This is a genomic window from Nitrosospira lacus (assembly GCF_000355765.4).
Taxonomy (GTDB): domain Bacteria; phylum Pseudomonadota; class Gammaproteobacteria; order Burkholderiales; family Nitrosomonadaceae; genus Nitrosospira; species Nitrosospira lacus.
Genome location: NZ_CP021106.3, coordinates 2,183,552 through 2,207,515, shown reverse-complemented (window position 1 = coordinate 2,207,515; position 23,964 = coordinate 2,183,552). Strand labels below are relative to the sequence as shown.

Here is a 23,964-nt window from a genome sequence, read left to right as displayed (position 1 = left end):
AACAACATATTCCTGGTCCACCATATCGCCTTCCACCCCGGACGCTTCGAGATCCTGCTCATAAGCTTCGTTCCGGCGTCGCAGTATTTGAACTCCTCTCTCTTGCCCTCCAGTTTTTCTTTGATTTCCAAGCCACAACAGCCATTGATAAATATATATTCCACCTTCTATAATTGATAATATGAAACGTTGGCAATTGGCAATCACGTTTCACCGCCGCAGTCTGTCAATAGAGTAACATTGAGCTATATTTCGGGATATTGTTCTGGTTATAGAAACTATGGGCGACGTCTTCTTCTTGGACTGGAGCCCAGCCTTTCTCAATAAGAAGGAGAAGACGTGAAGTTTATCATTCCGGCTATCTTCATGGCGCTGACTGCAACCATTGCACAGGCCCAGGAAACAAATCCAATTTATCAATCACCAGATGCTCAAAGCAAATTCAGGGAAGCCCAGCTTCACGTGCAAGAACTGATGAAAACCGGCCGTTACGCGGAAGCATCGAAATTCATGTCTGTCTATCAAACGCTGGCCTGTGAAGCCGCGGAGCAGAAAGCGGGAAGGAGCGCAGAAGAAGGCGCTGCAATTTGCGCACGGAAAAATGCACCGGCGGGTATCAACGCCGGACAATCTTCGTCACAACCCGCTCAGGCCGCGACCGAATCGTTGCTGGGCCCAAGCGTTACGGTGATGCAACGAACCTCGCCAGGTTCGTCGACCCTGCTGGATAGTTCAGCCCCCTCCATTTTTGTCTTTGATCCCCGGAATGTTCCTGGAGCAGATTCCCGGACGAGCTCCCGGAACGATACCCGAATCGACCCCTGGACTGGAAAGCCTTAAGAAACCTTAAAACGAGCATCGATGGAGCATATTGCCGCTGGCTTAGCTTGCCGGTGGTGAGTATTCCTCTAATCGCAGCGTGGTTTCTACAATCTTTTTTGCCTCGTCGATAGTCTTTACATGGGAGAGATCCACCGCCGGGTTGGGATAGCTATGCCAAAATGAAAAACCGGCGGATGTAACCCATAGCAAACCTCTGACATGCTTGTCTGCAAATACCTCCTGATGGTGCTCATCAACCACTTTCCATTCAAATTCCATAATCCGGCCTCCATGCCTTGATGTTTATAGTATCGTTTGATTTTACCAGCAACATGCTTCGCGGGGACGTTCAGAAATTTATTTTCGTTACCGCCCAGCCCTACTCCCACTTATCCGGAACAGGATTTCTCAATACCGGAACACCCCATCGCAATTGGATCTACAAGCGAGCCTCCCGCCATTACCTTGGGTATTTCAATTGGAAATCCGGAGAATTGAGGTGTATCATGCCGTCTGGAAAATTTACCCAATAAAATTGGAGGCGGTTTTGAAAATATCTTATATTGCGGTCGCTTTCTCCATCGGGATCGCGCTGGCGAGCCCGTTGCATGCGGCTGCCGAGAAGGCGGGAGGCAGTGCTACGAACACGGCAGCAGGAATGCCGGCCAACGAAGGCAAAGTCCTTTCAACCCTGGATGCTCCAGACTATACCTATATGGAATTGGCGACCACCGAAAAACGTTTCTGGATTGCGGCACCCACGACCCGGGTAAAGGCGGGTGATCGTGTGCGTTTCGAGCAAAGTCTGGTCATGAAAAACTTCTATAGCAAAACACTGAATCGTACCTTCGATCAGATTATTTTTGTCAACTCTGCCACAATCGTCAAATAGGTATGAATTAACTTTAATACTCCGATTCATGTAATTGATTTAAAAGTTATTTATTCACCTTCCTGAGGGCCGGTTCTGTCTTTTCCCGGCTTACCTCAGGTTCAGGTTCAACAAATCCTACGAACAGCTTGTTTTTTAATCTTTTTAACTCATCACGATATTGCGCTGCTTGCTCGAATTCAAGATTCTTTGCTGCATCCAGCATCTGCTTTTCCAGCAGCTTGATTTCTTTCGCCAGTTGCACCTCGCTCATGGAATCATAACGGGCTTGTACCTGTGCCGCCTTTAAATGCTGTTGCGCGGTTTCAATGTTGTAAACGCCATCGATCAAATCCTTGACACGTTTGTGCACGCTTCGCGGCGTAATGCCATGCTCAAGATTAAACAGGATTTGTTTATTGCGCCGCCGCTCGGTTTCATCCATGGCGCGACGCATGGAATCGGTAATCTTATCGGCGTAGAGAAGCGCAGTGCCATTGATATGGCGCGCTGCCCGGCCTATCGTCTGGATCAGTGAGCGTTCGGAACGCAGAAATCCTTCCTTGTCGGCATCCAGTATCGCTACCAGCGACACTTCCGGAATGTCCAATCCTTCCCGCAGAAGATTGATACCCACCAGCACGTCGAATTTTCCCAGCCGCAAATCACGAATGATCTCCACCCGCTCCACGGTATCGATATCGGAATGGAGGTAGCGCACTTTGATGCCATGATCGGAAAAATAATCGGTCAAATCCTCGGCCATGCGCTTGGTCAGCGTTGTCACCAACACCCGCTCGCCCTTTGCAGTGCGCAGGCCGACTTCCGACATGAGGTCGTCGACCTGGGTAGTTGCGGGACGAATCTCGATCTGAGGGTCCACCAGACCGGTGGGGCGCACAACCTGTTCCACCACCTGGCCACTGTGCACACGCTCGAACTCCGCAGGGGTTGCGGAGACAAATACCGTTTGCGGCATCATTTTCCTGAATTCATCGAACCGCAATGGCCGGTTATCCAGTGCGGAAGGCAGGCGAAAGCCATATTCCACCAGATTTTCCTTGCGGGAACGATCTCCCTTGTACATTCCACCCACCTGCGGGATGGTCACATGGCTCTCATCAATCACCATCAGCGTATCGGGGCGCAGATAATCTATCAGAGTAGGCGGCGGCTGCCCCGGTTTTTTCCCCGAAAGGTGCCGCGAGTAATTTTCGATGCCTTTGCAGAAACCCAGTTCATTGAGCATTTCCAGATCAAAGCGAGTGCGCTGTTCGATACGTTGCAGCTCCACGAGCTTATGGTTTTTCTGGAAAAAATCGATGCGCTCTCTCAGTTCGTCCTTGATGGTACCGATGGCGCGCAACGTAGTGCTCCGAGGCGTTACATAGTGGCTGGAGGGATAAACCGTATAGCGCGATACTTGCTTCAGCGTGCGTCCGGTGAGAGGATCGAACAACACCATGCTTTCGACAATATCGTCAAACAGCGAGACGCGCACCGCGGTTTCCGAACTTTCCGCCGGAAATATGTCGAGCACGTCACCCCTCACCCTGAAGGTTCCACGGCCGAACTCAAACTCATTGCGCTCATACTGCATTTCAATCAGGCGTTGTATGGCTTCGCGCTGGGTGATTTTTTCATTTTCGCGCAGATGCAGAATCATGCCGTGATAATCCACTGGGTCGCCGATACCGTATATGCATGATACGGTGGCGACAATTATGGCATCATCCCGCTCAAGCAGTGCCTTGGTGGCGGACAGGCGCATTTGCTCGATGTGTTCGTTAATGCTGGAATCCTTCTCGATGAACAGGTCGCGCGAAGGGACATAGGCCTCCGGTTGATAATAGTCGTAATAGGAGACAAAGTACTCGATGGCGTTTTCAGGGAAAAACTCGCGCATTTCTGCGTAGAGCTGAGCCGCCAGCGTTTTGTTCGGTGCCATGATGATCGCGGGGCGGCCAAGCCGTGCAATTACGTGGGCCATGGTAAAAGTCTTGCCGGAGCCCGTCACGCCCAGCAGCGTCTGGAACGCAAGGCCGTCCTCTATCCCTTCCATCAGCTTGTCGATGGCTTCAGGCTGATCACCAGCAGGGGAAAACGATTGATGCAGCTTGTAGGGGCTATTGGGAAAGGTAATGATCACAGGTATAATGTGCGGTTCAATATTTTTTGATTATCGGTCTATATTATCATGCCGACACAACCCGCATCTGTGCGAGGACACTAAGGACATTATCGTGGAACTTTCAAAGCGCGTTCAGGCCATCAAGCCCTCCCCCACTCTTGCCGTCACCGCCCGGGCTGCCAAGCTCAAGGCGGAAGGAAAGGATATCATCGGGCTTGGCGCCGGAGAACCCGATTTCGACACCCCGCAGCATATCAAGGACGCGGCCATTGCCGCCATTAATAAGGGCTTCACCAAATACACGGCGGTGGGTGGCACCCCCGGCCTGAAAAACGCCATCATCGCCAAGTTCAAACGCGACAATGATTTTGACTATACCGCGAAACAAATTCTGGTTTCGTGCGGCGGCAAACAGAGCTTCTTCAATCTGACGCTTTCCGTCATCAACCCCGGTGACGAAGTCATCATTCCCGCGCCGTACTGGGTCTCCTATCCGGACATCGTCCTGATTGCCGAAGGCAAGCCGGTGATCATCGAAGCCGGTATCGAACAGGGCTTCAAGATAACCGCGGGGCAACTGGAAAAAGCCATCACACCCAAGACCCGGATGTTTGTCATCAACAGTCCCAGCAACCCCTCGGGGGGTGTTTATACGTTCGATGAGCTTAAAGCACTGGGTGAAGTCCTGCTCAAATACCCGAATATCCTGATCGCCACCGATGACATGTACGAGCATATACTGCTTTCCGGCGGCAAGTTCGTGAATATCCTCAATGCCTGCCCTGCCCTGTACGGCCGTACCATGGTGCTTAACGGCGTATCCAAGGCCTATGCGATGACCGGATGGCGCATCGGGTATTGCGGTGGTCCGGCGCATATCATTACCGCCATGGAAAATATCCAGTCCCAGAGCACTTCCAATCCTGCTTCCATTTCACAGGCCGCGGCCGAAATGGCGCTTAACGGCGACCAATCGTGTATTGTGCCCATGGTGGAAGCGTTCAGGGAACGCAATCAGTTTGTTACCGGCGCGCTCAATGACATTCCTGGTGTCAGATGCCTGCTGTCCGAAGGCGCGTTCTATGCTTTTGCCGATGTCCGGGAGACAATCCGCGAATTGCATGCCAAGAGAGTGATTAATGATTCTACGGATATCGCTTTCAGCGAATACCTGCTCGAACATGGCGGCGTGGCGGTAGTACCCGGATCGGCATTCGGCAGCGAAGGCTATATCCGGCTTTCCTTCGCCACCACCATGACCAACCTGGAAAATGCGTTGCGGCGCATTGCGAAAGTGCTTGGCTGACAGCCTGCCGGAGATCGGATAACGATTACATTTTCGGGAAATCCTATTCTTCCGGCAGATGCACGAGTTCCGGATACTTCTCGAGAGAGCGCGCGCGGTCATATCGCAACAGTTTCTTCGCCGCGTCGGTAAAAGCCTGCTGACTTTCGGTCTGCGGTTCGGCAGATGGCATCAGCACGACTGAACTTGAAATGACATCCTGCGGCGGTGGTGGAATATCGGCTCTCGGCTGGGCAAGCGACTCAGCCAGTACTTGCGACACGCTCTGTATTCCCAATTTTCTACGCCGTTTGACTTCGTCATTATAATCCGGGGTGCCCGCGAACTTCTCGGACAATAATTGCAATATGGAGGTGTGATCCATTGCACTCTTGAATACAGTGCCTGGCGCGATCCATGGCGAGGCGATGAGTGCCGGAACCCTGGGGCCCGTGCTCTCGAATCCGGCTTGAAAGAGCGCGCCGGGTGGCACCGGGGCGGGAATCGCGAGGGGCGGAACATGGTCGAAGAACCCGCCATGCTCATCATGCGTGGTAATCAATAACGTGCGGTTCCATTTGGTGGTATCCCTGGTCAGCAGCCTGTAGATATCGCGCAGAAAATTTTCGCCGGGACCGACAGGCGTGGGTGGATGATTGTCATTGGCGGTCCAGCCGAAATGGACAGGCGAATCGCTGTATTCGGGTTCGATAAATATGACTTTTGGCATTTCCGACACCGATTCGGTCTCGAAATCTCCCGGGAATTGTCTGAAGCTCCGGAAGTTGGGCCCCAGCACTTCATCGAACTGATCAAATAGTGTGAAGAACGATATTCCGCAGTGATATACGCGCCAACTGACGTTGTGCGCTTTCAGCCACTCGAAGATGAAGCTCCCCCTGATGGTAGGAATAGGACGCGGTTTCGTATCCTCGATCAGGGAGTAACCAGTGTAAGCCACCGAACGGTTTGGCTGGGTATCTGTTGGCAGCGGCGCGAACCAGTTGTCGCACACGGCATATTGCGCCGCGAGAAAACTCGACATGGGCGCATCGGCAGGTGAAAGAAAACCCATTGGTGGCGGATCGTTTACCTTGCTTCCGGTGGCACGATAATATGCCTCGACAAAACCGCTCATCGTGAAGGGACCGCCGGGTGTCCCTAACTGAGCTGCCACCAGAGATCTGCTATGAGGCAAATCGTGCGGCAGCGGTCCATCCTTCAACTCGAAGGGCTGGTAACCCTGCCCATCGAGAAAGTTGGTGTAATCCAGATTTGCTTCGGGTTCGACCAGACCTGCGACATCTCTCCGATTACCGAACCGGGCCATGCTGAGATGCCCCAGCATATGGTCGAAAGAACGGTTCTCCAGCATTACGATCACGATGGTCTCAATCTGATCAAGGATCGCCATGGAATTACTCTCCGCAGTTCATTTGTGTTTTGATAGTCAACCGGCGTGCAACCGCCTTGAGGGCGTTATCGCATGCTTCGCCGGGACCGACGGGACTGCGAATTGTCCAGGTACCGATTATGGAGGTATTTTTAAAACCGTCTGTTGCGCCACTCGGTGGAATATCAACTTCCATGCCATCTTTACTGATCGATAATGGCCGGGGGTAGTTATTCGTGATCAATATCGCGCGAACACGTGCTGAAGTACTTTCGCGCTGAATTGTAAATGAAGCCGATACCGATCGAGGTTCGCCGCCACACTGGGCAATACCTCCCAGCAGTCTCGAACTCTGGTCCGGGACCACCTGCACGTCCCACTCGCGCTGAGCGTTCTTGAGCGCGCCCGGAACCTTGAGTATAAAGCGAGTGTTTTGTCCGGGCGTAAAAAATCGGGATCCTTCCTCAGGCACCTCCCCCGTGCCTGCCAGTACTGGAACCGAGTCCAGTGTTGCGTTGCCCGAATTGCCTGAAGCAAGCCAGTCAACCCTGACCGACTCACCGGGACAAATGGTGCTCGGCGCCACCGTAAAGGACTTGATCTGGGCACAACCCACGATCAGGGGTGTCGCCAGCAGGGTCGCCCATACCGCAAATCGGTCAGGCATTTGCGTTATCCCAGACTTTTTTCGTCGAAAGCTTCATGCTCTTGTTCCGATCCCTTTGGATCGGCTGAGGTGGATTGAATGGTAAAAAAGAAATTCACGTACACCGGCAGCGGCGTTTTTACCAGTATCCCGGCGGCACCATGTAGAGTCCCGTATCCCATTTCCATTCACGAATGGGGTTTTCGGTCATGGCATTCCTGTCGTCAGGCTGAGCAGTCCAGTGAAAATCGCAGACACTTCCATTGTGCCCCACGAAAGTGTGGATGCCACCATTGGCCACGCCGACGAAGAATGGCGCATTCTCCAGCTTCTCCAGCAGCGCCTCGGTATTGCTGTCCGGTGTAATATCGCGGTAGCCGGTGATAACCGCGTCGCAGCGCACACCGCTCGACTCAGGAATTGGCGACTTCCACACGCGCGCGCCGGCCTTTGCCATGTTGAGCGCGCCCAGTTTTTCGCGCTCACCCGAATCCGTGAGATCCTCGGCGGTTCGCGGCGAGTAGAACACAGCCGTCCAGCCATCTTTCTGCAGCTCCTCGCACAGGACGGTGCCGCGCAGATCGGCAGCCTTCACCCTGCTGTCGATTTCTGCGAAGCGCGCCCCCTTGCCGGCGCCCTCATAGGCCGTCTTGACATTCTGAATTACCCAGCCAATGCACGAACTCTCCTGGAGACGGGCAGACTGACCGGATGTGCTTTCAATGATAACGGCTCCCGGCTCGATGGATTCCATTCGCCAGTTCCCCGCACCCATGTCGTCCAACTGCGTTTGGAGGCCCTGCCGGTCCCCCCTCAGGATATTCTCGCGGAAAGGCGAATGATCACCGTAGTAGAGGCCAATACCGGTGTTATCGATAGCGGATCTATGGGCATCGCTGTGGCTTGTGATGCTCCTGTCGCCGAATTCGGCGACCTTTCTCCAATTTTCCATTTCGCCGCTCGCAGATCCAGTACTTCCCGTCTTGGCAAATAGCCAGTTCGCTATGGACAAGGCCGGTGCATCGGAGATGGTATTGACGTTGCCATCATGATCATAGTTATCGATGATTTCCCACAATTTCTCGAGATTCTGGGGGGTGCCCGTGATAACACCGTTACCCGCGATGGCCCTCACGTTCAAGTCAGGGTAAGCGCCCTGCAATGCCCCGGCATCAATGGACTTTCCCTTCAGACGATTAATGAAAGTGGCGTGGTCGAGTTGAGGCATCTTTATTAACTCCTGCCAGTTATAACGAAAAACGGTGATAAGCGGAGATTGCGTATATCCATTGCATCTCATCTTAATTATATTAACGTGTAATTTACTTTAGCATCAATTCCGGAAAGTTCAATGTTGATTACCCCCAGAATCCTCAGTCCGGCAGCTGGATGAAATGAAGCGCATGGTTTGTGCGGTATATCGCGCAACGAACAAGGTATGCAGAATCAAATATTCACAGCGTGTTCGAGTGACATGCTTTTATAGGAACTGCCACTCCAAGTGTATGCACACAAGCCTTTCGCGGGAAGCAATAACGGTAACGCTAAAAGAGCTGCAAATGCCGGATAAAAGTAAAGATCATGATAATATATTGATATATTTACTATTGTTGAGTTGACCCCAGGAATTAGGCATTATAAGATTTGCCCCGGCATTCCGTGGCCGCTTACAAGGAACCAAGAATTACATGAAAACAGCCAATTCGAATTTTATAAAGCATCATAGAGCTTCTGCCCTGCTGGCTGCATCGATGATCATGTCGATCACCGCCGCAGACGTGATGAGCGCCACTCTGTCGATAAGCGCGGTCATACAAGAGTTCGTGAGCCCTACAGTCCTCAATCCTTCATCCCCCTGCGCTACGCCATTGGAAGGCACGACCAGCGGTACTGGAATAAGCATCCCCTTGGGGGGGGTTACGCTCTCGGCTAGGGATTGTATCATTCCCTTTTCGGACCATTTTTCTTTCAGCGGACACATGACGTTTACCATGTCGAGTGGTGATGAGCTCTTTGCCGACTATAGCGGTTTATTCACGCCAACGAGCTTTCCTTCGGTATTCATGTTCACGAATACCCAATTCAATATAACAGGTGGAACGGGAAATTTCCTGGATGCCAGGGGTAGCGGATCGTTTCTGGGTGGAGAGAATCTCGACTCGGGTAAAGGATTGCTCCAGGTCGTCGGAACGATATCCAATTTCAAAAAAGTCAGGAATATCTCGGGATTCCAGCAAACCGATTCACTCGTTGCTGGCACCACGGACAACTTTGCGTTTGATGCAGCTGCAATCGCCAGCCTGGATAACAGTTTTCCTCCTGCGGAGTCCACTCTAGGCCAATATTTCTTACTGGATCAGTCTCCGAAGTTGCTCGCTGAAAGCACGGTGCCCGAAGCCACCTCATGGAGCTTGCTGGGGATCGGTCTGGCCAGTCTGGTAGCTGTACGCCGCCGCAAGTAATCTCTATGAACTGGCTAGCAGGTCACTCGCGATGAAGGCGATGCGCTGAGTCACAATCTGAAAAGTGAGGCTATCACGACAAAGCTCTGGGCGGGTTGCCTGAGGCGTGGACGGCAGCGGCGCGGACCACCTCCAGCATGATTTCCAGTGCTTCCGTAATCAACCGCTCGATCACGGGGATAAAATAAGGGAGCGACAGCATCAATGCCGTCATTCCCACCATCAGCGTGATCGGGAAACCTACCGCGAAGATATTCAACTGGGGCGCGGCACGGGTGAGAATGCCCAGCGCCAGGTTGACGATAAGCAGCGCGGTGACCACAGGCAGCGCGAGCCTTAGGCCCGCCTCGAAAATCTTGCCGCCCCATTCCGCGAGCATCTTCCAGCCGCCAGCCGAGAACGGCTCTGCGGAAATGGGAAATACATTGAAACTCTCCGCCAGCACCGACAACATCAGCAGATGGCCATTCATGGCAAGGAAGGTGAGCGTCGCCAGCAAGCCAAGGAAACGGCCCACCACCAGGGTGCTGCCGTCGCTGCGGGGACTGAAAAAAGTGGCAAAACCCAGGCCCATTTGCAGGCCGGCTATTTCGCCAGCCATCTCCACCGCGCTGAATACGATACGTACCGCAAAGCCCATCGCCAGTCCGATAAAGATCTGCTGCCCGAGAATCAGCAATCCTTCGAGTGATCCCGGTTCGACTTTCGGCAGCGGCCCGATAGCGGGCGCGACAATCAGCGTGACAAGCACCCCCAGTCCGATTTTTACCCGTGCCGGAATTGCCGCATTCCCGAGCACCGGCGCCGCCGCCAGAAGCGCCAGGATGCGTGCCAGCGGCCATAAGAAGGAAGTCATCCAGGCGTCGAGATCGGCGGAGCTGAGGGTTATCATTTAACCTGAATCCGGTAGCGGGTTTACCCCGGAGATGAAAATCACGTTACATACAGACAAGCTTCACGAATCAAGGCGCCAAACTGATAAATGAGCGGTCAGCCACCGAATTTGGGTTTAAGCGTAGGCACAGAATTTATCAAGAGCTTTAAGCGGTACGCATCGTTATCGCTATCCCACCATGGCGGGAATTCCCTCCAGTACCTGCCGCATATAGTCGACCATTACGGAGAGCATCCAGGGCCCTGCCAGCACCATGGTTGCGAACAGGGCCACCAGCTTGGGGATAAATGATAGCGTCATTTCGTTGATCTGCGTGGCGGCCTGAAAAATGCTCACTACCAGACCGGTTGCCAGCGCCACCAGCAGCATGGGGGCCGAGACCATCAAGGTCACTTCCATGGCCTTCTGGCCAAGAGTCATTACGCTTTCAGGTGTCATGGTTTTCCTTGATGATTATCGATTAAAAAGACAGTCGGGAGGTGGCCAGGGGCGGTTACCGGTATTCCTGAGCTTAGTAGAAACTTTCCGCCAGCGAGCCGATCAGCATATGCCATCCGTCCACCAGCACAAACAGCATAAGCTTGAAAGGCAGCGCCACCAGGGCCGGCGAAACCATCATCATTCCCATGGACATGAGCACGGAAGCCACCACCATATCGATGATGAGAAAGGGAATGAATACCGCGAAGCCGATCTGGAATGCCGTTTTCAATTCACTGGTGACAAAGGCCGGAACCAGCACCCGCAATGGCACGTCTTCGGGTCCATTCAGTTGAGGATGACCGGAGAGTTTGACAAACAGCGCCAGATCCGCCTCCCGGGTCTGTTTCATCATGAAAGCCTTGAGCGGCGCTGCACCTCTCTCCAGCGCCTGTGCCTGCGTAATCTTGCTGGTGGTATAGGGTTCGTAGGCGTCCGTATGGATCTTGTCAAATACCGGACCCATGACAAAAAAAGTAAGAAACAATGCAAGTCCGACGAGTACCTGATTAGGTGGCGAGGATTGGGTACCGAGCGCCATGCGCAGCAGCGAAAGTACAATAATGATACGAGTAAAACCGGTCATCATCAGCAGTACGGTGGGCAGGAAAGTAAGCGCCGTCAACAGCAGCAGGGTTTGCAAGCTCAATGAGTAATTCTGCCCTCCACCCGCTGCGGGTGTACTGGTGAATGCGGGCAGGCCGGGCGTCTGGGCCAGGGCGATGAATGATGCCCCGAGCAATGCCATTCCAAGCGCAACGCGGGTGGCAGACCTGGCCTTGTTATTTTTCATTCCGTTTTTCCATTACCTGCCTGAGCCACGCGGGAAAATGTGCGTCGATCCCAGTCGCACACCCCGCGAGGTCGGTCATGACAATACTTTCCCCCTTTGGCATACTATGCAAGGCCGTCACATGACCCGGGGCAACGCCGATTACCAGCCAGGTATCGGCAACTTCCACCAGCATTACCCGTTCGCGCTGGCCAACGGACGAACCGCCGATAACCCTGATTGCATTGGCGGGACCTCGTGGCATACCCCCAAACCGCCGTAGCAGCCATGCGGCACCGGCTATCACGGCTAGTACCAGCCCCAGACCGAGCATCACCTGGAGCATGCCGCTATCGGCAGCCGGAGCAGTGCCCGCCGGCGCGGCGCTGGCGGGAGATGCGCAATAGCCGGAAAGCCATATGAGAGCCCATTGTCCCGGCATAATCGGGTAATTCTTCCGGCGATCCTCCGGGCAATGCCCAGGTACGGTGCAACACAATGAATCCATCACGATTGGGTCTTCCTCAAGATAAGCAAACACGCATCAATCCGTAATTGCGGATTCAGCGATTCAGTTTACGAATGCGCTCGCTCGGGGTGATGATGTCGGTCAGGCGAATGCCAAATTTTTCATTGACCACCACCACTTCTCCCTGGGCGATGAGATAGCCGTTGACCAGCACATCCATCGGTTCGCCTGCCAGACCATCCAGCTCTACCACCGAGCCTTGCGCCAGCTGCAATAGATTCTTGATGGCGATTTTGGTGCGCCCCAACTGCACGGTAAGCTGGACCGGTATATCCATGATCATATCGATATCATTGTGGATTTCCGCCTTGCGCGTATCGGCGAATTGTTCAAAAATCTGTGCCGGCGCAATGTTGGTTTCAGAGGTGGCAGGCGCCGCGGCACCTTCCTGTTCTGTCATACGGGCGGCATTGGTATTATTGGCAGGCATATTCGATTCCTCGAGTTTATTCGTAAAGGGTCGTTTCGACAGGTTGCGGCGTTCGGCGGACATCATTCGCTAATGGCCGGGCCAAGCATCTTTTCCATGCGCAGGGCATACTGGCCATTGGAAATACCATAGCGGCATTCCATTACCGGTACACCATCCACGCTGGCGGTAACAAGCTCGGGAATATTCAGCGGAATGACATCGCCTACTTGCATATTGAGTATCTGGTCAAGCGTGACTTGCACATGCGCTAGGTCCACCAGCATTGTTACCTCGGCCGACTGCACCTGCTTTGACAACCGGCCTACCCAGCGTTTATCCACCTCCAGCGACTCCCCCTGCATACTGCTGGATAGCAAGTCCCGGATCGGTTCGAGAATGGAGTACGGCATGCATATGTGCATTTCTCCCACCGCGGAACCGATGCTGACCTCAAAAGTAGTGGCTACGACCACCTCATTGGGGGTAGCCACATTCGCGAACTGGGTGTTTGTTTCCGCCCGTACATATTCAAACTCGATTGGATAGACCGGTTGCCACGACTTGCCGTAGCTGTCGAACACCAGGTTAAGCAAGCGTTGAATAATGCGCTGCTCGGTTTGCGTGAAATCGCGGCCCTCTGAACTCGGGTGAAAGCGGCCATCGCCGCCGAAGAGGTTGTCCACCACCAGAAATACGAGCGTGGGGTCGAATACGAACAGTGATGTGCCACGCAGTGGCTTGACGTGCACCAGATTCAGATTGCTCGGCGCCACCAGGTGGCGTACGAACTCGCTGAATTTGATTGCCCGTACCGGACCGACCGTAACGTTTGCGCTGCGGCGCAGAAAATTGAACAATCCAAGTCGCAAAAGCCGTGCAAAACGCTCATTGATGATCTCAAGCGTGGGCATGCGCCCACGCACAATACGCTCTTGGGTCGCCAGATTGTAGGGGCGGAAGCCGGAGGCCGGCTTGGCCCCGTCGATTCCTTCGCCGCCAATAACGCCCTTGAGCAAAGCCTCTACTTCTTCCTTCGAAAGAAAATCGTTGCTCATGATAGGGTTAACCTGAGTGGTCCCGATAGTGGGCTCACCGGGAAACTGATGGTCAGATCTGGCAAGCAATCTATGTGGATCATGGTATTAACCTGAAAAATGAACGTAGCCACCGGACTCGGGTTCAATGATTATTGAATGACGAATGAAGTAAAAAGAACGCTTTGAACGGCATGTCCAAGGCTGTTCTCGCCGGGGGACTGTTTTATTTCCGCAAGCAGTTCAGAAGCGAGTTTCTTTTTTCCCTCGATGCCGCTGATTTGTGATGCGGCCTTGCCGGAAAGCAGCAGCAGGATGCGATTACGTACCTCCGGCATGTGAAGTTTGATCAAGTCAGCTGCCGAGGAGTCTTCCATCTTCAGGGTCAGATTGGTTTGAAGATGCTGATCACCGTGCTCGGACTGCAGGTTGACCGTGAATGTTTCCAGGTACACAAAAACCGGCGACGCGTGCCTTGTCTGGGACTGTGCTCCATCGTGAACCCGGCTCATATACCAGGCTGCGCCCCCGCCTCCGGCTCCGAGCAGGAGTATCCCTGAAGCGACAACCAGCGCCAGTTTTTTACCTCCGGATTTTTTTTCGATTCTGGCTCCCTTGTCTTCCCTGCCCTGTGTATTGGCCTTGCTTGCCATGATTTTGCTCCCGTTGCATAGTGTGATACGAATTATCAAGCCAGCCGCAGGCGGATAATGCCGAAAACAGAGGGGGAAAAAGGTGTTATCTCGGAATTTGATGCGGGAGCATCATTCATGCAGCAAGAACTGGAATTTCGGCGCATGGGGCGCCGGGACAGGGACCTGCCGGATTTGAAGAACGAAGCAGAAAGGCAACGAATCAGACAGATCTTGACGATATTGAAGGACCCTGTGTATACGGGTTGTCGACGCAAAAAACTTGTGAATGGACAATCTGATTGTTGCAGTCGACCCAACCCAACGCCGCCGGCGTAATCCGCGCCCCGGTCAAGATCGGTTACTATGCGCTTGCCCTATACTTTTCCAACATAATCACGTTTCCACCCTTCTGCCCATGCAACAGTGTGCTGAATTCTTCCACTGTCAAAGGCTTTCCGAGCAGGAACCCTTGCATCTGGTCACACATCATGCTCTTCAATTTTGCAAGTTGCGAAGCAGTTTCGACGCCCTCGGCCACTACTTCCATCTCGAGGGAGTGCGCAAGCTTAATAATCGCGGAGACGATGGCGCTGCCTTCGCGATCATATTCATCCAGGCCATTGGTAAAAAAACGGTCTATCTTCAACTGCTTGGCGCGGAAGCGTTGCAAATAGGCAAGGCTTGAATAACCGGTCCCGAAATCGTCGATAGCGATTTCGAAATTGTTTTCCTGGAATTCGCGGATCATGTTGGTTGTCTTGGGTGCGTCCTGCATGGCGATGGTCTCGGTTATTTCAAACATGATTTGTTCGCATGGAACTTGTTCGGATCGGACAATATCCAGGATAGTTGCGACGAGATCCGATTGCTCCAATTGCCGGGGTGACAAATTGATCGCCACCTTGATCGCCGGCAGCCCACTTTCCTTCCAGCGACGTATCTGCCGGCATGTTTCGCGCACGACCCAATAGCCTATCTGGACAATCTGGCCGGAGCGTTCAGCGATCGGGATGAACTCCATTGGCGGCAAGAGCCCGAGCTCCGGATGGCGCAGGCGGAGCAGTGCCTCGGCACCGGTCAGCTCGCCATTGCCGCCGCGGAATTTTGGCTGGAAATACAGAGAAAAATAGTCGGCTCCAAGTGCTTCATGCAAGGCATGTTGAATCTTTAACGTGCGGGTAGCCGCCTCATTCATGCTTGCCTCAAAGAAGCGGTATGTGCTGCGCCCGCCACGTTTTGCTTCGTACATCGCAGCATCTGCATTCTTCAGCAATACTTCCGCAGTATCGCCATCTTGCGGGAACAGGGAAATACCGATGCTTGGCATTACCTGCAGAGGCTGGCTATCCGACCATTGGCCTTGGCGCATGCGACTGAGTACACTTTCCGCCATTTTCGCGGCCTCGTCCGGCGACGCAAGGTTTTCGACCAACACCACGAATTCATCCCCGCCCAGCCGGGCAACCGTGTCGCCACCACGCACGCAATGCAGTAACCTTTGTGCGAAGGCTTTCAGGATTTCATCCCCGGCTGAGTGCCCAAGTGAGTCATTGATAATCTTGAACCCATCAAGATCCATGAACAGGATGGCAAACATATTCTGGTGGTGCCTGGATGCGTGAATCGCGTGTTCCATCCGCTCCATGAACGTCCAGCGATTCGGCAGCCCCGTCAGCGTATCCAATGTCGCCAGGCGGACGATCTGACCATTGAGCCGGGATACTGAGCCGGCAAGTAAATTTGTCCTCGCATCGAAGCGCGACAATACGAGCGTCACAATCAGGAGCGCGAATGTGAGCAGAATGATTGTGGTGTCGAACCGTTGCAAATCGATGCCATTGGCTACGCCGCTCACCGAATCCGGGGAGAAATGGGCGGCGGCCATCCCGGTATAGTGCATGCCGGTAATCGCGGCGCCCATCAGGAAAGCGGCACCGATGCGTTTGGCGATCAAGTGAGTCTGATCCGCATCACGTAGCGTATGCGCAATCCACAGTGCGGCATTGGACGCGGCGATGGCAATGACAATCGAAGTGGCAAACAGAGTCGGATCATGGTGAATGCCCGGTTGCATCTGCATGGCGGCCATGCCGGTGTAATGCATGCCGGAGATTCCCAGGCCCATAAGGGTGCCGCCTGTAATGAGGTGCAGCGATGTCGGTTTCGTTTGCGTGGCGATATACAGCACGAAATAGAAGATCAGTATCGCGATTACGAGCGAGTAGCCGATAGTCGCCAAATCGTAACCGCGCGGAATGGGCAGCGAAAAGGCGAGCATCCCGATGAAATGCATCGACCAGATGCCGATACCCATCGCCGCCGCACCGCCGGCGAGCCATGCATGGCGAAACCTGGGGCGCGTCAATACGGAAATGTGGCTTGACAGGTCGAGCGCGGTATAAGAGGCAAGCATGGCCACAATGAGCGATAGTGCGACCAGCCAGTAATCATAGGTGCCGTGCATGCCGATCCCGATAACATGGTTTTTACTAGCAATAACTTGATAACGGCCGCGCCGGCACTTTCTTTAGAGGGGATTTATGCAATTCATAAAAAAAAAGGCAGAATGGCGGCCGGCTCGGTTCTCGACACCCGTTTTCATTAAGTCCGGCAGGCTGCTAGGCAAACGTATCCACCAACCGGTTTCCAGCGGCATGAATACGGCCCATGCCGATATCAGCGCTTTTAATATTTGGCACCGCCATTGTTTCCTTGTTTCCTCCGTTGCGCGTGGGAGAACGATCCTGCTGCTCGAATTCCCCCTGCCGTTGTGAGGAATCGGCACTGACAGTGGTCTCGCCCAGGCTGATTCCGCTGTCCGCCATCATTTCCTTGAGGCGCGGCAGCGCGGCTTCCAGCGCTTGCCGTACATCGGCATGCTGCGAAACAAATGTCGCGCTGGCCTGATCGTTGGTGATGGACAGAACCACCTGCAAGGGACCCAGATCGGGCGGATTAAGATTCAACTCCGCCACCTGCTGTTGATTGGAAACCATCCACAGGACTTTCTGTCCCAAGGCGTTGTCCCAACCGGTCGCGCCGATACGAGGCTCCAGTCCGGGCGCAGTGTGGGCAAACGTGCCTGCGGCTGGTGCAATGCCGCGCTCAGCCGGAATGGCAGCAAGCGGCACCGGTGTATTGGGTAATCCCGCAGCGAGGAGATCCGTCATGGGAAAATCCCTGAAAGCGTTGGGTGCGGGCTCCGGCAACGATTTTCCAGGCCCGCCAATATTGATAGGCTGATTGGGGGTCCACACACCAGACTCGATTGGTTGCGGCTCGCTCGGCGTGCGGTCCGGGTCCAGCTTGATTGCCGCCCCGCTCTGGATATCCTGGCTATCGATGGCGTGTTTCGCTCTTGGCGATGGGGCCAATACAGCAGCCAGCATGCCGGGGCTCCTGGACATTGGAATGCTGGTATCCGTGATTGCCGCTACGGCAGGCATCCCGATTTTTCCATCGCCACCGGGATGCGCGGTGACGGGCTGCATGACTCCGAGACCGCCCTGCTGTTCGGTGGCGGTTGCCGGATCCATCGATATATCAGCTAAGGAATGAGCAGCATCGGTTGCGGTATTGGCTTGAGCGCCGGTTCTGCCTTCAGGCCGGTAGGCGGCAATCAGCCCGTGCAGGATACCGGCGAGATCCATCAATTGGGGAGAGGCGGCGGTAGTATCGATCCTCGTTTCCCTTGGTTCCTGCCTTTCAGGACTGTTGACGCCCCAGCCCTTCACATCCTTCATATTCTTCCTGTCCTTCATGTTCTTTGCATCCTCCAAATCCTTCAAATCCTTAAAATCTTGCAAGCCCTCCACTTCCTTGGAATCCTGGGCATCCGTCATATTTCTCAAATCGGGGGCAACCGTAACCGTACTCTCGGCAATATCGTCGGCCTTTGCATTCGGATTTGCTGGATGGGTTGCAGGCATATCGCCCATAGCGTTCATTTCCTGCTCCAGTGCCTTGCCGAAGCGGGTGGTCGGTGCATCCTCGTCTGCATTAGCGGCACAGGCAGTATTCCTGATTGCGGAAGGCGGTATATTGTTGGGTGAATTCTGTAGCATGGTTGAGGTTAGCATTGCATATTCCCGGTTGTGAGGGGGTGGTTGTTTTACGCTTAGTACGATTCTTTCGGGTGGGCGGCGGCATTCACCGCGCGCTCGTCGGTTTCTTTTTGTTCATGCCTTGCCAGATGCATTAATTCCACTCTCATCTGCCGCTGCGCCAGGGTATGATAGGATTTAAGGGTGCGTCTCGCCGTCTGCCAGTCAACCCGGCCGGCTTCGACCCGTTGCCGCGTGGCAGCCAAAAGCCCGCGTTGCTGCACGATGGCAGCATCCAGTTTGTCGAGAAATTCCTGGTAATTGCGCCAGTCGGATGCCGTTATCCCCTGCTGCATCGATGCCTGGAAGCGAGAAGAGTATTCCTGCCAATATTGCACCAGCAGGGCAAGCTTGGCTTCCATGTCGATACCTTGCGCGTTTAGCACGCCCAGCCGTTTCGCTGCGTCGTCAGTGCGCGTCTGAGCAAGCTCGAGCAGGGTATCCAAAGCGGACTGTTTCGCCATTTTCAGTCAGATCTCCATGGGTTCTATTAGGGGTTCTATTAGAATTTAAATAGAATCAATCAATTTTGCGGAGCCAGCATTGCTCCCAATTTCGCGGCACTGTCCGCATGACCGGCACATTCGAACATTCCCTGCTGAAGGAACGCTTCCAGCCGGGGATGCAACACGATCGCCCGGTCCAGCAATGGATCGCTGCCAGGCGCGTAAGCCCCGACACTGATCAGATCGCGTGAACGCTGATAACGTGAGTAGAGTTGCTTGAAACCGCGCACCTGCTCGAAGTATTCTGGTGTAATCAGGCTCGACATGGCACGGCTGATCGAAGCCTCGATGTCGATAGCCGGGTAGTGTCCGCCTTCCGCAAGCTGGCGCGACAAGACAATGTGCCCGTCGAGAATTGCACGGGCCGAATCGGCGATGGGATCCTGCTGATCGTCTCCTTCGGTCAATACGGTATAGAAAGCGGTGATGGAGCCGCCGCCTTTGATACCGTTTCCAGCCCGCTCCACCAGTTGCGGCAGTTTGGCGAAGACGGAAGGCGGGTACCCCTTCGTGGCGGGAGGCTCCCCGATCGCCAATGCAATCTCTCGCTGTGCCATGGCGTAGCGTGTGAGTGAATCCATGATCAGCAGCACGTTCTTGCCCTGGTCGCGAAAATATTCGGCGATGGATGTGGCGTAGGATGCGCCCTGTAACCGCATCAAGGGCCAGGTATCGGCGGGCGCGGCAACCACCACCGAGCGTGCCAGTCCTTCCGGCCCCAAGATTTGTTCAATGAATTCCTTGACCTCTCGCCCCCGCTCCCCGATCAATCCGACCACGATTACATCGGCGCTGGTATAGCGTGCCATCATGCCAAGCAGGACGCTCTTGCCCACTCCGGAACCCGCAAACAGGCCCATGCGTTGACCGCGCCCCACGGTGAGCAATGCATTGATGGCACGCACCCCGACATCCAGTATTTGATTGATGGGTTCCCGGTCAAGCGGATTGAATGACTGGTTGACGAGCGGCGCGGCGCGCTCCGCCGTTAGCGGCCCGAGTCCATCCAGCGGACGCCCCGCACCGTCGAGCACTCGCCCCAGCAGCCCTTCGCCTACCGGGAAGTGCCTGACCCGGTCAGATGCGCGGCGGCGTGGATGGCTGGCAACGCCGGCCAATGTCGGGGGATTCGTGGTGTTTTCCCATGGAATGACCTGGGCGCCAGGAGTGAGGCCGAATATGTCCTGGGTTGGCATCAGGTAAAGCCGGTCCCCGTGGAAACCCACTACTTCCGCTTCCACCCTGTTGCCATTGGGCATCAGCACCGTGCATCCGCTGCCTACCGCGAGCTTGAGTCCCACTGCTTCCATTACCAGCCCGGTGACGCGAGTGAGGCTGCCTGAGCGCTGAAAGGGTTCCGTGCTGGCGGCTACATCACCGCAGCGACTGAGAAAGCCGTGCCATTGGCTGGCGTGGGTGTCCATCGGGTTATAGGCGGCGGGAGCTTGTGTCATTATGCCATTCATGGGGGTTCAGGGTTATTCCAGCCAGCTGCTGTTCTGCCCCAGTGCTTGCGCGATACGCCGCCACCGGGTGGCAAGGGTGGCATCCACCTGGCCGTGGCCCGTCCTAACCCTGCAATCGCCACGTTCCAAGTGGGTATCGACGCGAACCGTGCAGTCGTTGAGTTCGTGTTTCAGGTGTTCGTGTACCAGAGCGGCGTCTTCCGGGTGCAGGTGCAACTGTGGCGGCTGATTGAATGCGGACTCATGGTGCATGGTTTCGCGCACCACTGCTAACACGAGTTCCGGTTTTACCTTGAGGGCCTCGCGCACCATTTGCTTGGCAAGATCGAGCGCCAGGGCAAGCAGGTCGTTGCCAATAGCCTGATCAGCGTCACTCAATGCCCGCTGGAAACCGCTGAGGAGATGCTGCAATCGTTCAGCTTCCATCGTCGCCTGCTGGCGCCCGGCTTCATAACCCGCCTCGTGACCTGTCTTGTACCCCGCCGCGTAGCCATCCTGGTGCGCTTCCTGATGTATCCGCTCGATCTGCTCGACGGTGGGCAGAATGACCGCTGTCTGCTGTTCCGGCTCCTCGATCTTGATACACGCGGCCGATGCCATGGCGGACGCAGCAGTTTTTTCGAAGGCACCCATCTCCCAGCGCTCATAGGCGGCGAGTCGTTCTCTAGGAATAATCTGACTGACCATTCTTGTTGTTTCCTTATGTCATTCCCTCCCGGGCGGGAGCAGAAGCTTGGAGCGTCGCTATGAATTAAAAGCCTGAAATGCAAACTTACGAAGAAACTCCTGATTTAAACATAACTCTCTTCGCCCTTGCCCCCGAACGCGATCTGACCTTCATCGGCGAGCCGCCGGACGGTCTGCAGTATATGCTTCTGCTGGGCCTCCACCTCTCGCACTTTCACCGGACCCATCGCTTCCAGATCTTCGCGCAGCATTTCCGAAGCCCGACTGGACATGTTCTTGAATATTTTCTCTCGCAGTTCCGGCGCGGCGCCTTTCAGCGCGATGATAAGCGTGTCGGACTGGATCTCGCGCAGCACCAGCTGTATGCCCCGGTCATCGATATCCATCAGGTTTTCGAACACGATCATCTGGTCTATTATTTTCTGGGCCAGATCCGCGTCGAATTCGCGCAAATTGTCAAGTATGGAAGTCTCGGCTGCGCTGCCCATGAAATTGATGATTTCCGCCGCGGTCCGGGTCCCCCCCACCGGACTTTTGTTGATATTCTCGCTACCCGACAGCAAGTCGGTCAGCACATCGTTGAGTTCCCGCAATGCCGAGGGCTGGATGCCGTCAAGAGTAGCAATACGCAGCAGCACATCGTTGCGCAGCAGCTCGGGGAGCTGTCCCAGAATCTCGCTTGCCTGATCACGATCAAGGTGCACCAGGATGGTGGCGATAATCTGCGGATGTTCGCTCTTGATCAGCTCCGCCACTGACGGTGAATCTATCCATTTGAGGCCCTCTATGCCGCTGGTATCGCTCCCTTCCAGAATGCGGCTGATAAGATCCGCGGATTTGTCCTCGCCCAACGCTTTATGAAGTACCGAGCGGGCATAGTTTTCCGGGTCGAGAGCCACAACGGAGGTCGTATCTTTCGGTTGGTTGCAGAAATCGCTGATCACGCTATCGATCTGATCCCGGCTCAGATTCTTGATCTTTGCCATGGCAGTGCCGACCTTCTGCACCTCGCGGGGAGTGAGATGCTTGAGCACCTGCACCGCTTCGTCCTCGCCCAGCGACATGAGCAGGATTGCGCTTTTATTGACACCCAGCTCAGTCATGGCCCGCCACCCATTTTTTAACCACGGTCGCCACCATCTTTGGGTCGTCCCTTGCCATTTGCCTGGCCAGAGCCAGTTTTTCATCATACTGGGAAAGCTGAGGCGCTTGTTGTAGAGCAGGCGCCGCCTCTTGATCCTCACTATTCCCGGTGAGCAATGCGGGTGCCTCTGCCGGTGGCTGGCTCATGCGCCTCAGCATCGGCCGCAGTACACCGAGTACCAGGTACAGAATCAGCGCGGCGATCAACACATTCTTCGCGATTTCCTTGGCAAGCTCGATCATCTCCGGTTGCTGCCACAAGGGGAGCTCCGGCACAGGTTCTTTTGCTATATCCGTGAAGGGGCTATTGACCACGTTCAGAGTATCTCCGCGCTCCCTGCTGAAGCCCATGGCCTCTTTCACCAGATCCATGATCTGTGCTTTTTCCGCTTCGGCCAGCGGTTGCATGCTGGCTATCCCCTTCTCATCCGTCACCTTGCGGTGATTGACCACTACCGCAACTGACAGCCGTCTGATTCCGCCTACCTGTTTGCGTACATGCTGGATGGTTTTGTCCACCTCGTAGTTGGTGGTGGCATCCTTGCGCGTATTAACAGGCAGCGATGGCACGGCTTGCGTGGCAGGCTCCACGCCTGCCTGACCGGGCGCGCCAGGCGCCGGCGCCTGATTGGGAGGTGTAGCCGCTGCTGTCGTGATCGGGGCTGTTGCGGGCGCCGGAGGTTGATTGGAAAGCGCGCCGGGCACCCCGCCCTCGCCCTGGCCGGAGGTCATCGATTCCGATGTCTGCTGGCTGCGCAATGCAGCACTTTCCGGTGTCTGATTGGGTTTGTAGCGCTCATCCATCTGCTCCGAGTGGGCGAAATCCACATCCGCCGCAACTTGGGCACGCACATTTTCCTGCCCCACGATCGGAATGAGGATTGCCTCGATCCGTTTCACATAACTCTGCTCCAATGCCTGCACGTACTTCAACTGATTGGGGTCCAGACCAGTGCCGGGATTGGATTCATCGGTTTTACTTAAAAGGCTGCCGGTCTGATCCACCACCGTCACATTCTTGATGGGCAGATTCGGAACACTGCTCGATACCAGATGCATGATCGCAGTCACCTGCTGCGGATCAAGCGTGCGTCCCGGGTAAAGATTCACCAGCACCGAGGCGCTGGGCTTCTGCTGTTCACGCATGAATACCGATTGCTTGGCCATGGCCAGATGGACACGGGCGCTGCTGACCGCCGCCAGCGCCTGGACCGAGCGCGCCAGCTCACCTTCCAGCGCGCGCTGGAAATTCACTTGTTCGAGAAACTGGCTGGTGCCGAATTTCTGGTTTTCCATCAGTTCGAAGCCCACCAGGCCGCCTTTGGGCAATCCTTGCGCGGCGAGCTTGAGGCGGGCATCGTGCACCTCCTTGGCGGGCACGAGGATCGCTCCGCCCCCATCGGCGTATTTATACGGCACATTCATTTGCTGAAGGGAGGCGATGATGGCGCCGCCGTCGCGGTCGGACACATTGCTGAACAGCACCTTGTAATCGGGAGCCTGACTCCACATCCAGCCACCCGCGAATAATGCAATGATGGCGGAAATAGCCAGCATAAAGCCCATTTTTTGCTGACTGGACATCCGGCTCAGAAAAACCTGTGGACTGCTCAAACTCATTGGACTGCTTACCGCAACCGCTTCCGCGCCTGCCGTCATCATGTTCTCCCCGGTGATTCAATACCAATCATA

General features: G+C 54.8%; 23 protein-coding genes. 4 read left to right on the top strand and 19 right to left on the bottom strand.

Annotation, left to right across the window (positions count from 1 at the left end; all coding sequences use genetic code 11):
• The first annotated feature begins 339 nt into the window (after positions 1 to 339).
• A complete protein-coding gene (locus EBAPG3_RS09950) occupies positions 340 to 840 on the top strand; it encodes a hypothetical protein (RefSeq protein WP_004178636.1) in 501 nt (166 codons plus the stop codon).
• Positions 841 to 882: 42 nt separating this feature from the next.
• On the opposite strand, the gene EBAPG3_RS09945 is transcribed toward EBAPG3_RS09950, so the two are convergent.
• A complete protein-coding gene (locus tag EBAPG3_RS09945; RefSeq protein ID WP_004178637.1) occupies positions 883 to 1,101 on the bottom strand; it encodes a hypothetical protein in 219 nt (72 codons plus the stop codon).
• Between the two features lie 268 nt (positions 1,102 to 1,369).
• On the opposite strand from EBAPG3_RS09945, the gene EBAPG3_RS09940 reads away from it, so the two are divergent.
• Positions 1,370 to 1,714, top strand: a complete 345-nt coding sequence (locus EBAPG3_RS09940) for an NrfJ-related protein (RefSeq protein ID WP_227869195.1) — start codon at positions 1,370 to 1,372, stop codon at positions 1,712 to 1,714.
• Positions 1,715 to 1,760: 46 nt separating this feature from the next.
• Here EBAPG3_RS09940 and uvrB read toward each other — a convergent pair whose 3' ends face one another.
• On the bottom strand, positions 1,761 to 3,842 hold the full coding sequence (gene uvrB, locus EBAPG3_RS09935; protein WP_004178640.1) for an excinuclease ABC subunit UvrB: 2,082 nt from the start codon (positions 3,840 to 3,842) through the stop codon (positions 1,761 to 1,763).
• A 94-nt stretch (positions 3,843 to 3,936) separates the two neighbouring features.
• On the opposite strand from uvrB, the gene EBAPG3_RS09930 reads away from it, so the two are divergent.
• Entirely contained in the window at positions 3,937 to 5,130 is a 1,194-nt protein-coding gene (locus tag EBAPG3_RS09930) for a pyridoxal phosphate-dependent aminotransferase (RefSeq protein ID WP_004178641.1), read from the top strand.
• A 43-nt stretch (positions 5,131 to 5,173) separates the two neighbouring features.
• Here the strand turns inward: EBAPG3_RS09930 and EBAPG3_RS09925 are convergent, their stop codons facing one another.
• The 3 genes from EBAPG3_RS09925 to EBAPG3_RS09915 form a co-directional block, all read right to left on the bottom strand.
• Entirely contained in the window at positions 5,174 to 6,523 is a 1,350-nt protein-coding gene (locus EBAPG3_RS09925; RefSeq protein WP_004178643.1) for an alkaline phosphatase family protein, read from the bottom strand.
• Positions 6,524 to 6,527: 4 nt separating this feature from the next.
• Positions 6,528 to 7,169, bottom strand: a complete 642-nt coding sequence (locus tag EBAPG3_RS09920) for a hypothetical protein (protein ID WP_004178644.1) — start codon at positions 7,167 to 7,169, stop codon at positions 6,528 to 6,530.
• Between the two features lie 118 nt (positions 7,170 to 7,287).
• Positions 7,288 to 8,376 carry a hypothetical protein gene (locus tag EBAPG3_RS09915; protein WP_004178648.1) on the bottom strand — a complete coding sequence of 363 codons (1,089 nt, stop codon included), beginning with the start codon at positions 8,374 to 8,376 and terminating at the stop codon, positions 7,288 to 7,290.
• A 460-nt stretch (positions 8,377 to 8,836) separates the two neighbouring features.
• Here EBAPG3_RS09915 and EBAPG3_RS15200 point away from each other — a divergent pair, with 460 nt between their 5' ends.
• Entirely contained in the window at positions 8,837 to 9,610 is a 774-nt protein-coding gene (locus EBAPG3_RS15200; RefSeq protein ID WP_004178651.1) for a PEP-CTERM sorting domain-containing protein, read from the top strand.
• A gap of 73 nt (positions 9,611 to 9,683) precedes the next feature.
• On the opposite strand, the gene fliR is transcribed toward EBAPG3_RS15200, so the two are convergent.
• The 14 genes from fliR to fliF form a co-directional block, all read right to left on the bottom strand.
• The gene (fliR, locus tag EBAPG3_RS09900) at positions 9,684 to 10,502 is read right to left on the bottom strand and encodes a flagellar biosynthetic protein FliR (RefSeq protein ID WP_004178653.1); all 819 of its coding nucleotides are present in this window, start codon (positions 10,500 to 10,502) and stop codon (positions 9,684 to 9,686) included.
• 171 nt (positions 10,503 to 10,673) lie between these two features.
• Positions 10,674 to 10,943, bottom strand: a complete 270-nt coding sequence (gene fliQ / locus EBAPG3_RS09895; RefSeq protein ID WP_004178655.1) for a flagellar biosynthesis protein FliQ — start codon at positions 10,941 to 10,943, stop codon at positions 10,674 to 10,676.
• 73 nt (positions 10,944 to 11,016) lie between these two features.
• Positions 11,017 to 11,778, bottom strand: coding sequence for a flagellar type III secretion system pore protein FliP (fliP, locus tag EBAPG3_RS09890; RefSeq protein ID WP_004178656.1), 762 nt, complete (start codon positions 11,776 to 11,778; stop codon positions 11,017 to 11,019).
• The gene (fliO, locus tag EBAPG3_RS09885) at positions 11,768 to 12,298 is read right to left on the bottom strand and encodes a flagellar biosynthetic protein FliO (RefSeq protein WP_004178658.1); all 531 of its coding nucleotides are present in this window, start codon (positions 12,296 to 12,298) and stop codon (positions 11,768 to 11,770) included. The genes fliP and fliO overlap by 11 nt, the downstream gene beginning before the upstream one ends.
• Before the next feature lie 22 nt (positions 12,299 to 12,320).
• Entirely contained in the window at positions 12,321 to 12,716 is a 396-nt protein-coding gene (gene fliN, locus EBAPG3_RS09880; RefSeq protein WP_004178660.1) for a flagellar motor switch protein FliN, read from the bottom strand.
• Between the two features lie 62 nt (positions 12,717 to 12,778).
• The gene (fliM, locus tag EBAPG3_RS09875) at positions 12,779 to 13,753 is read right to left on the bottom strand and encodes a flagellar motor switch protein FliM (protein ID WP_004178662.1); all 975 of its coding nucleotides are present in this window, start codon (positions 13,751 to 13,753) and stop codon (positions 12,779 to 12,781) included.
• 131 nt (positions 13,754 to 13,884) lie between these two features.
• Positions 13,885 to 14,385 carry a flagellar basal body-associated protein FliL gene (gene fliL, locus EBAPG3_RS09870; RefSeq protein ID WP_004178663.1) on the bottom strand — a complete coding sequence of 167 codons (501 nt, stop codon included), beginning with the start codon at positions 14,383 to 14,385 and terminating at the stop codon, positions 13,885 to 13,887.
• 343 nt (positions 14,386 to 14,728) lie between these two features.
• Entirely contained in the window at positions 14,729 to 16,831 is a 2,103-nt protein-coding gene (locus EBAPG3_RS09860; RefSeq protein ID WP_004178667.1) for a putative bifunctional diguanylate cyclase/phosphodiesterase, read from the bottom strand.
• Positions 16,832 to 16,985: 154 nt separating this feature from the next.
• Positions 16,986 to 18,446, bottom strand: a complete 1,461-nt coding sequence (locus EBAPG3_RS09855) for a flagellar hook-length control protein FliK (RefSeq protein ID WP_004178671.1) — start codon at positions 18,444 to 18,446, stop codon at positions 16,986 to 16,988.
• 38 nt (positions 18,447 to 18,484) lie between these two features.
• A complete protein-coding gene (gene fliJ, locus EBAPG3_RS09850) occupies positions 18,485 to 18,934 on the bottom strand; it encodes a flagellar export protein FliJ (RefSeq protein ID WP_004178674.1) in 450 nt (149 codons plus the stop codon).
• A gap of 59 nt (positions 18,935 to 18,993) precedes the next feature.
• A complete protein-coding gene (fliI, locus tag EBAPG3_RS09845) occupies positions 18,994 to 20,430 on the bottom strand; it encodes a flagellar protein export ATPase FliI (protein WP_004178675.1) in 1,437 nt (478 codons plus the stop codon).
• Between the two features lie 24 nt (positions 20,431 to 20,454).
• The gene (locus EBAPG3_RS09840; RefSeq protein ID WP_004178676.1) at positions 20,455 to 21,129 is read right to left on the bottom strand and encodes a flagellar assembly protein FliH; all 675 of its coding nucleotides are present in this window, start codon (positions 21,127 to 21,129) and stop codon (positions 20,455 to 20,457) included.
• 104 nt (positions 21,130 to 21,233) lie between these two features.
• Positions 21,234 to 22,232 carry a flagellar motor switch protein FliG gene (gene fliG, locus EBAPG3_RS09835; protein WP_004178677.1) on the bottom strand — a complete coding sequence of 333 codons (999 nt, stop codon included), beginning with the start codon at positions 22,230 to 22,232 and terminating at the stop codon, positions 21,234 to 21,236.
• Entirely contained in the window at positions 22,225 to 23,931 is a 1,707-nt protein-coding gene (fliF, locus tag EBAPG3_RS09830) for a flagellar basal-body MS-ring/collar protein FliF (protein ID WP_004178679.1), read from the bottom strand. Before fliF ends, fliG begins: the two co-directional genes overlap by 8 nt.
• Between the last annotated feature and the right edge of the window lie 33 nt (positions 23,932 to 23,964).

Bases quoted from the DNA above. Each gene is read 5' to 3' on its own strand.
- fliP (WP_004178656.1), bottom strand. From the start codon at position 11,778: ATGAAAAATAACAAGGCCAGGTCTGCCACCCGCGTTGCGCTTGGAATG.
- EBAPG3_RS09855 (WP_004178671.1), bottom strand. From the start codon at position 18,446: ATGCTAACCTCAACCATGCTACAGAATTCACCCAACAATATACCGCCT.
- fliQ (WP_004178655.1), bottom strand. From the start codon at position 10,943: ATGACACCTGAAAGCGTAATGACTCTTGGCCAGAAGGCCATGGAAGTG.
- fliF (WP_004178679.1), bottom strand. From the start codon at position 23,931: ATGACGGCAGGCGCGGAAGCGGTTGCGGTAAGCAGTCCAATGAGTTTG.
- EBAPG3_RS15200 (WP_004178651.1), top strand. From the start codon at position 8,837: ATGAAAACAGCCAATTCGAATTTTATAAAGCATCATAGAGCTTCTGCC.
- fliJ (WP_004178674.1), bottom strand. From the start codon at position 18,934: ATGGCGAAACAGTCCGCTTTGGATACCCTGCTCGAGCTTGCTCAGACG.
- fliR (WP_004178653.1), bottom strand. From the start codon at position 10,502: ATGATAACCCTCAGCTCCGCCGATCTCGACGCCTGGATGACTTCCTTC.
- EBAPG3_RS09915 (WP_004178648.1), bottom strand. From the start codon at position 8,376: ATGCCTCAACTCGACCACGCCACTTTCATTAATCGTCTGAAGGGAAAG.
- fliL (WP_004178663.1), bottom strand. From the start codon at position 14,385: ATGGCAAGCAAGGCCAATACACAGGGCAGGGAAGACAAGGGAGCCAGA.
- fliM (WP_004178662.1), bottom strand. From the start codon at position 13,753: ATGAGCAACGATTTTCTTTCGAAGGAAGAAGTAGAGGCTTTGCTCAAG.
- EBAPG3_RS09840 (WP_004178676.1), bottom strand. From the start codon at position 21,129: ATGGTCAGTCAGATTATTCCTAGAGAACGACTCGCCGCCTATGAGCGC.
- EBAPG3_RS09920 (WP_004178644.1), bottom strand. From the start codon at position 7,169: ATGCCTGACCGATTTGCGGTATGGGCGACCCTGCTGGCGACACCCCTG.
- EBAPG3_RS09945 (WP_004178637.1), bottom strand. From the start codon at position 1,101: ATGGAATTTGAATGGAAAGTGGTTGATGAGCACCATCAGGAGGTATTT.
- fliG (WP_004178677.1), bottom strand. From the start codon at position 22,232: ATGACTGAGCTGGGTGTCAATAAAAGCGCAATCCTGCTCATGTCGCTG.
- EBAPG3_RS09860 (WP_004178667.1), bottom strand. From the start codon at position 16,831: ATGCACGGCACCTATGATTACTGGCTGGTCGCACTATCGCTCATTGTG.
- EBAPG3_RS09925 (WP_004178643.1), bottom strand. From the start codon at position 6,523: ATGGCGATCCTTGATCAGATTGAGACCATCGTGATCGTAATGCTGGAG.
- fliN (WP_004178660.1), bottom strand. From the start codon at position 12,716: ATGCCTGCCAATAATACCAATGCCGCCCGTATGACAGAACAGGAAGGT.
- fliI (WP_004178675.1), bottom strand. From the start codon at position 20,430: ATGACACAAGCTCCCGCCGCCTATAACCCGATGGACACCCACGCCAGC.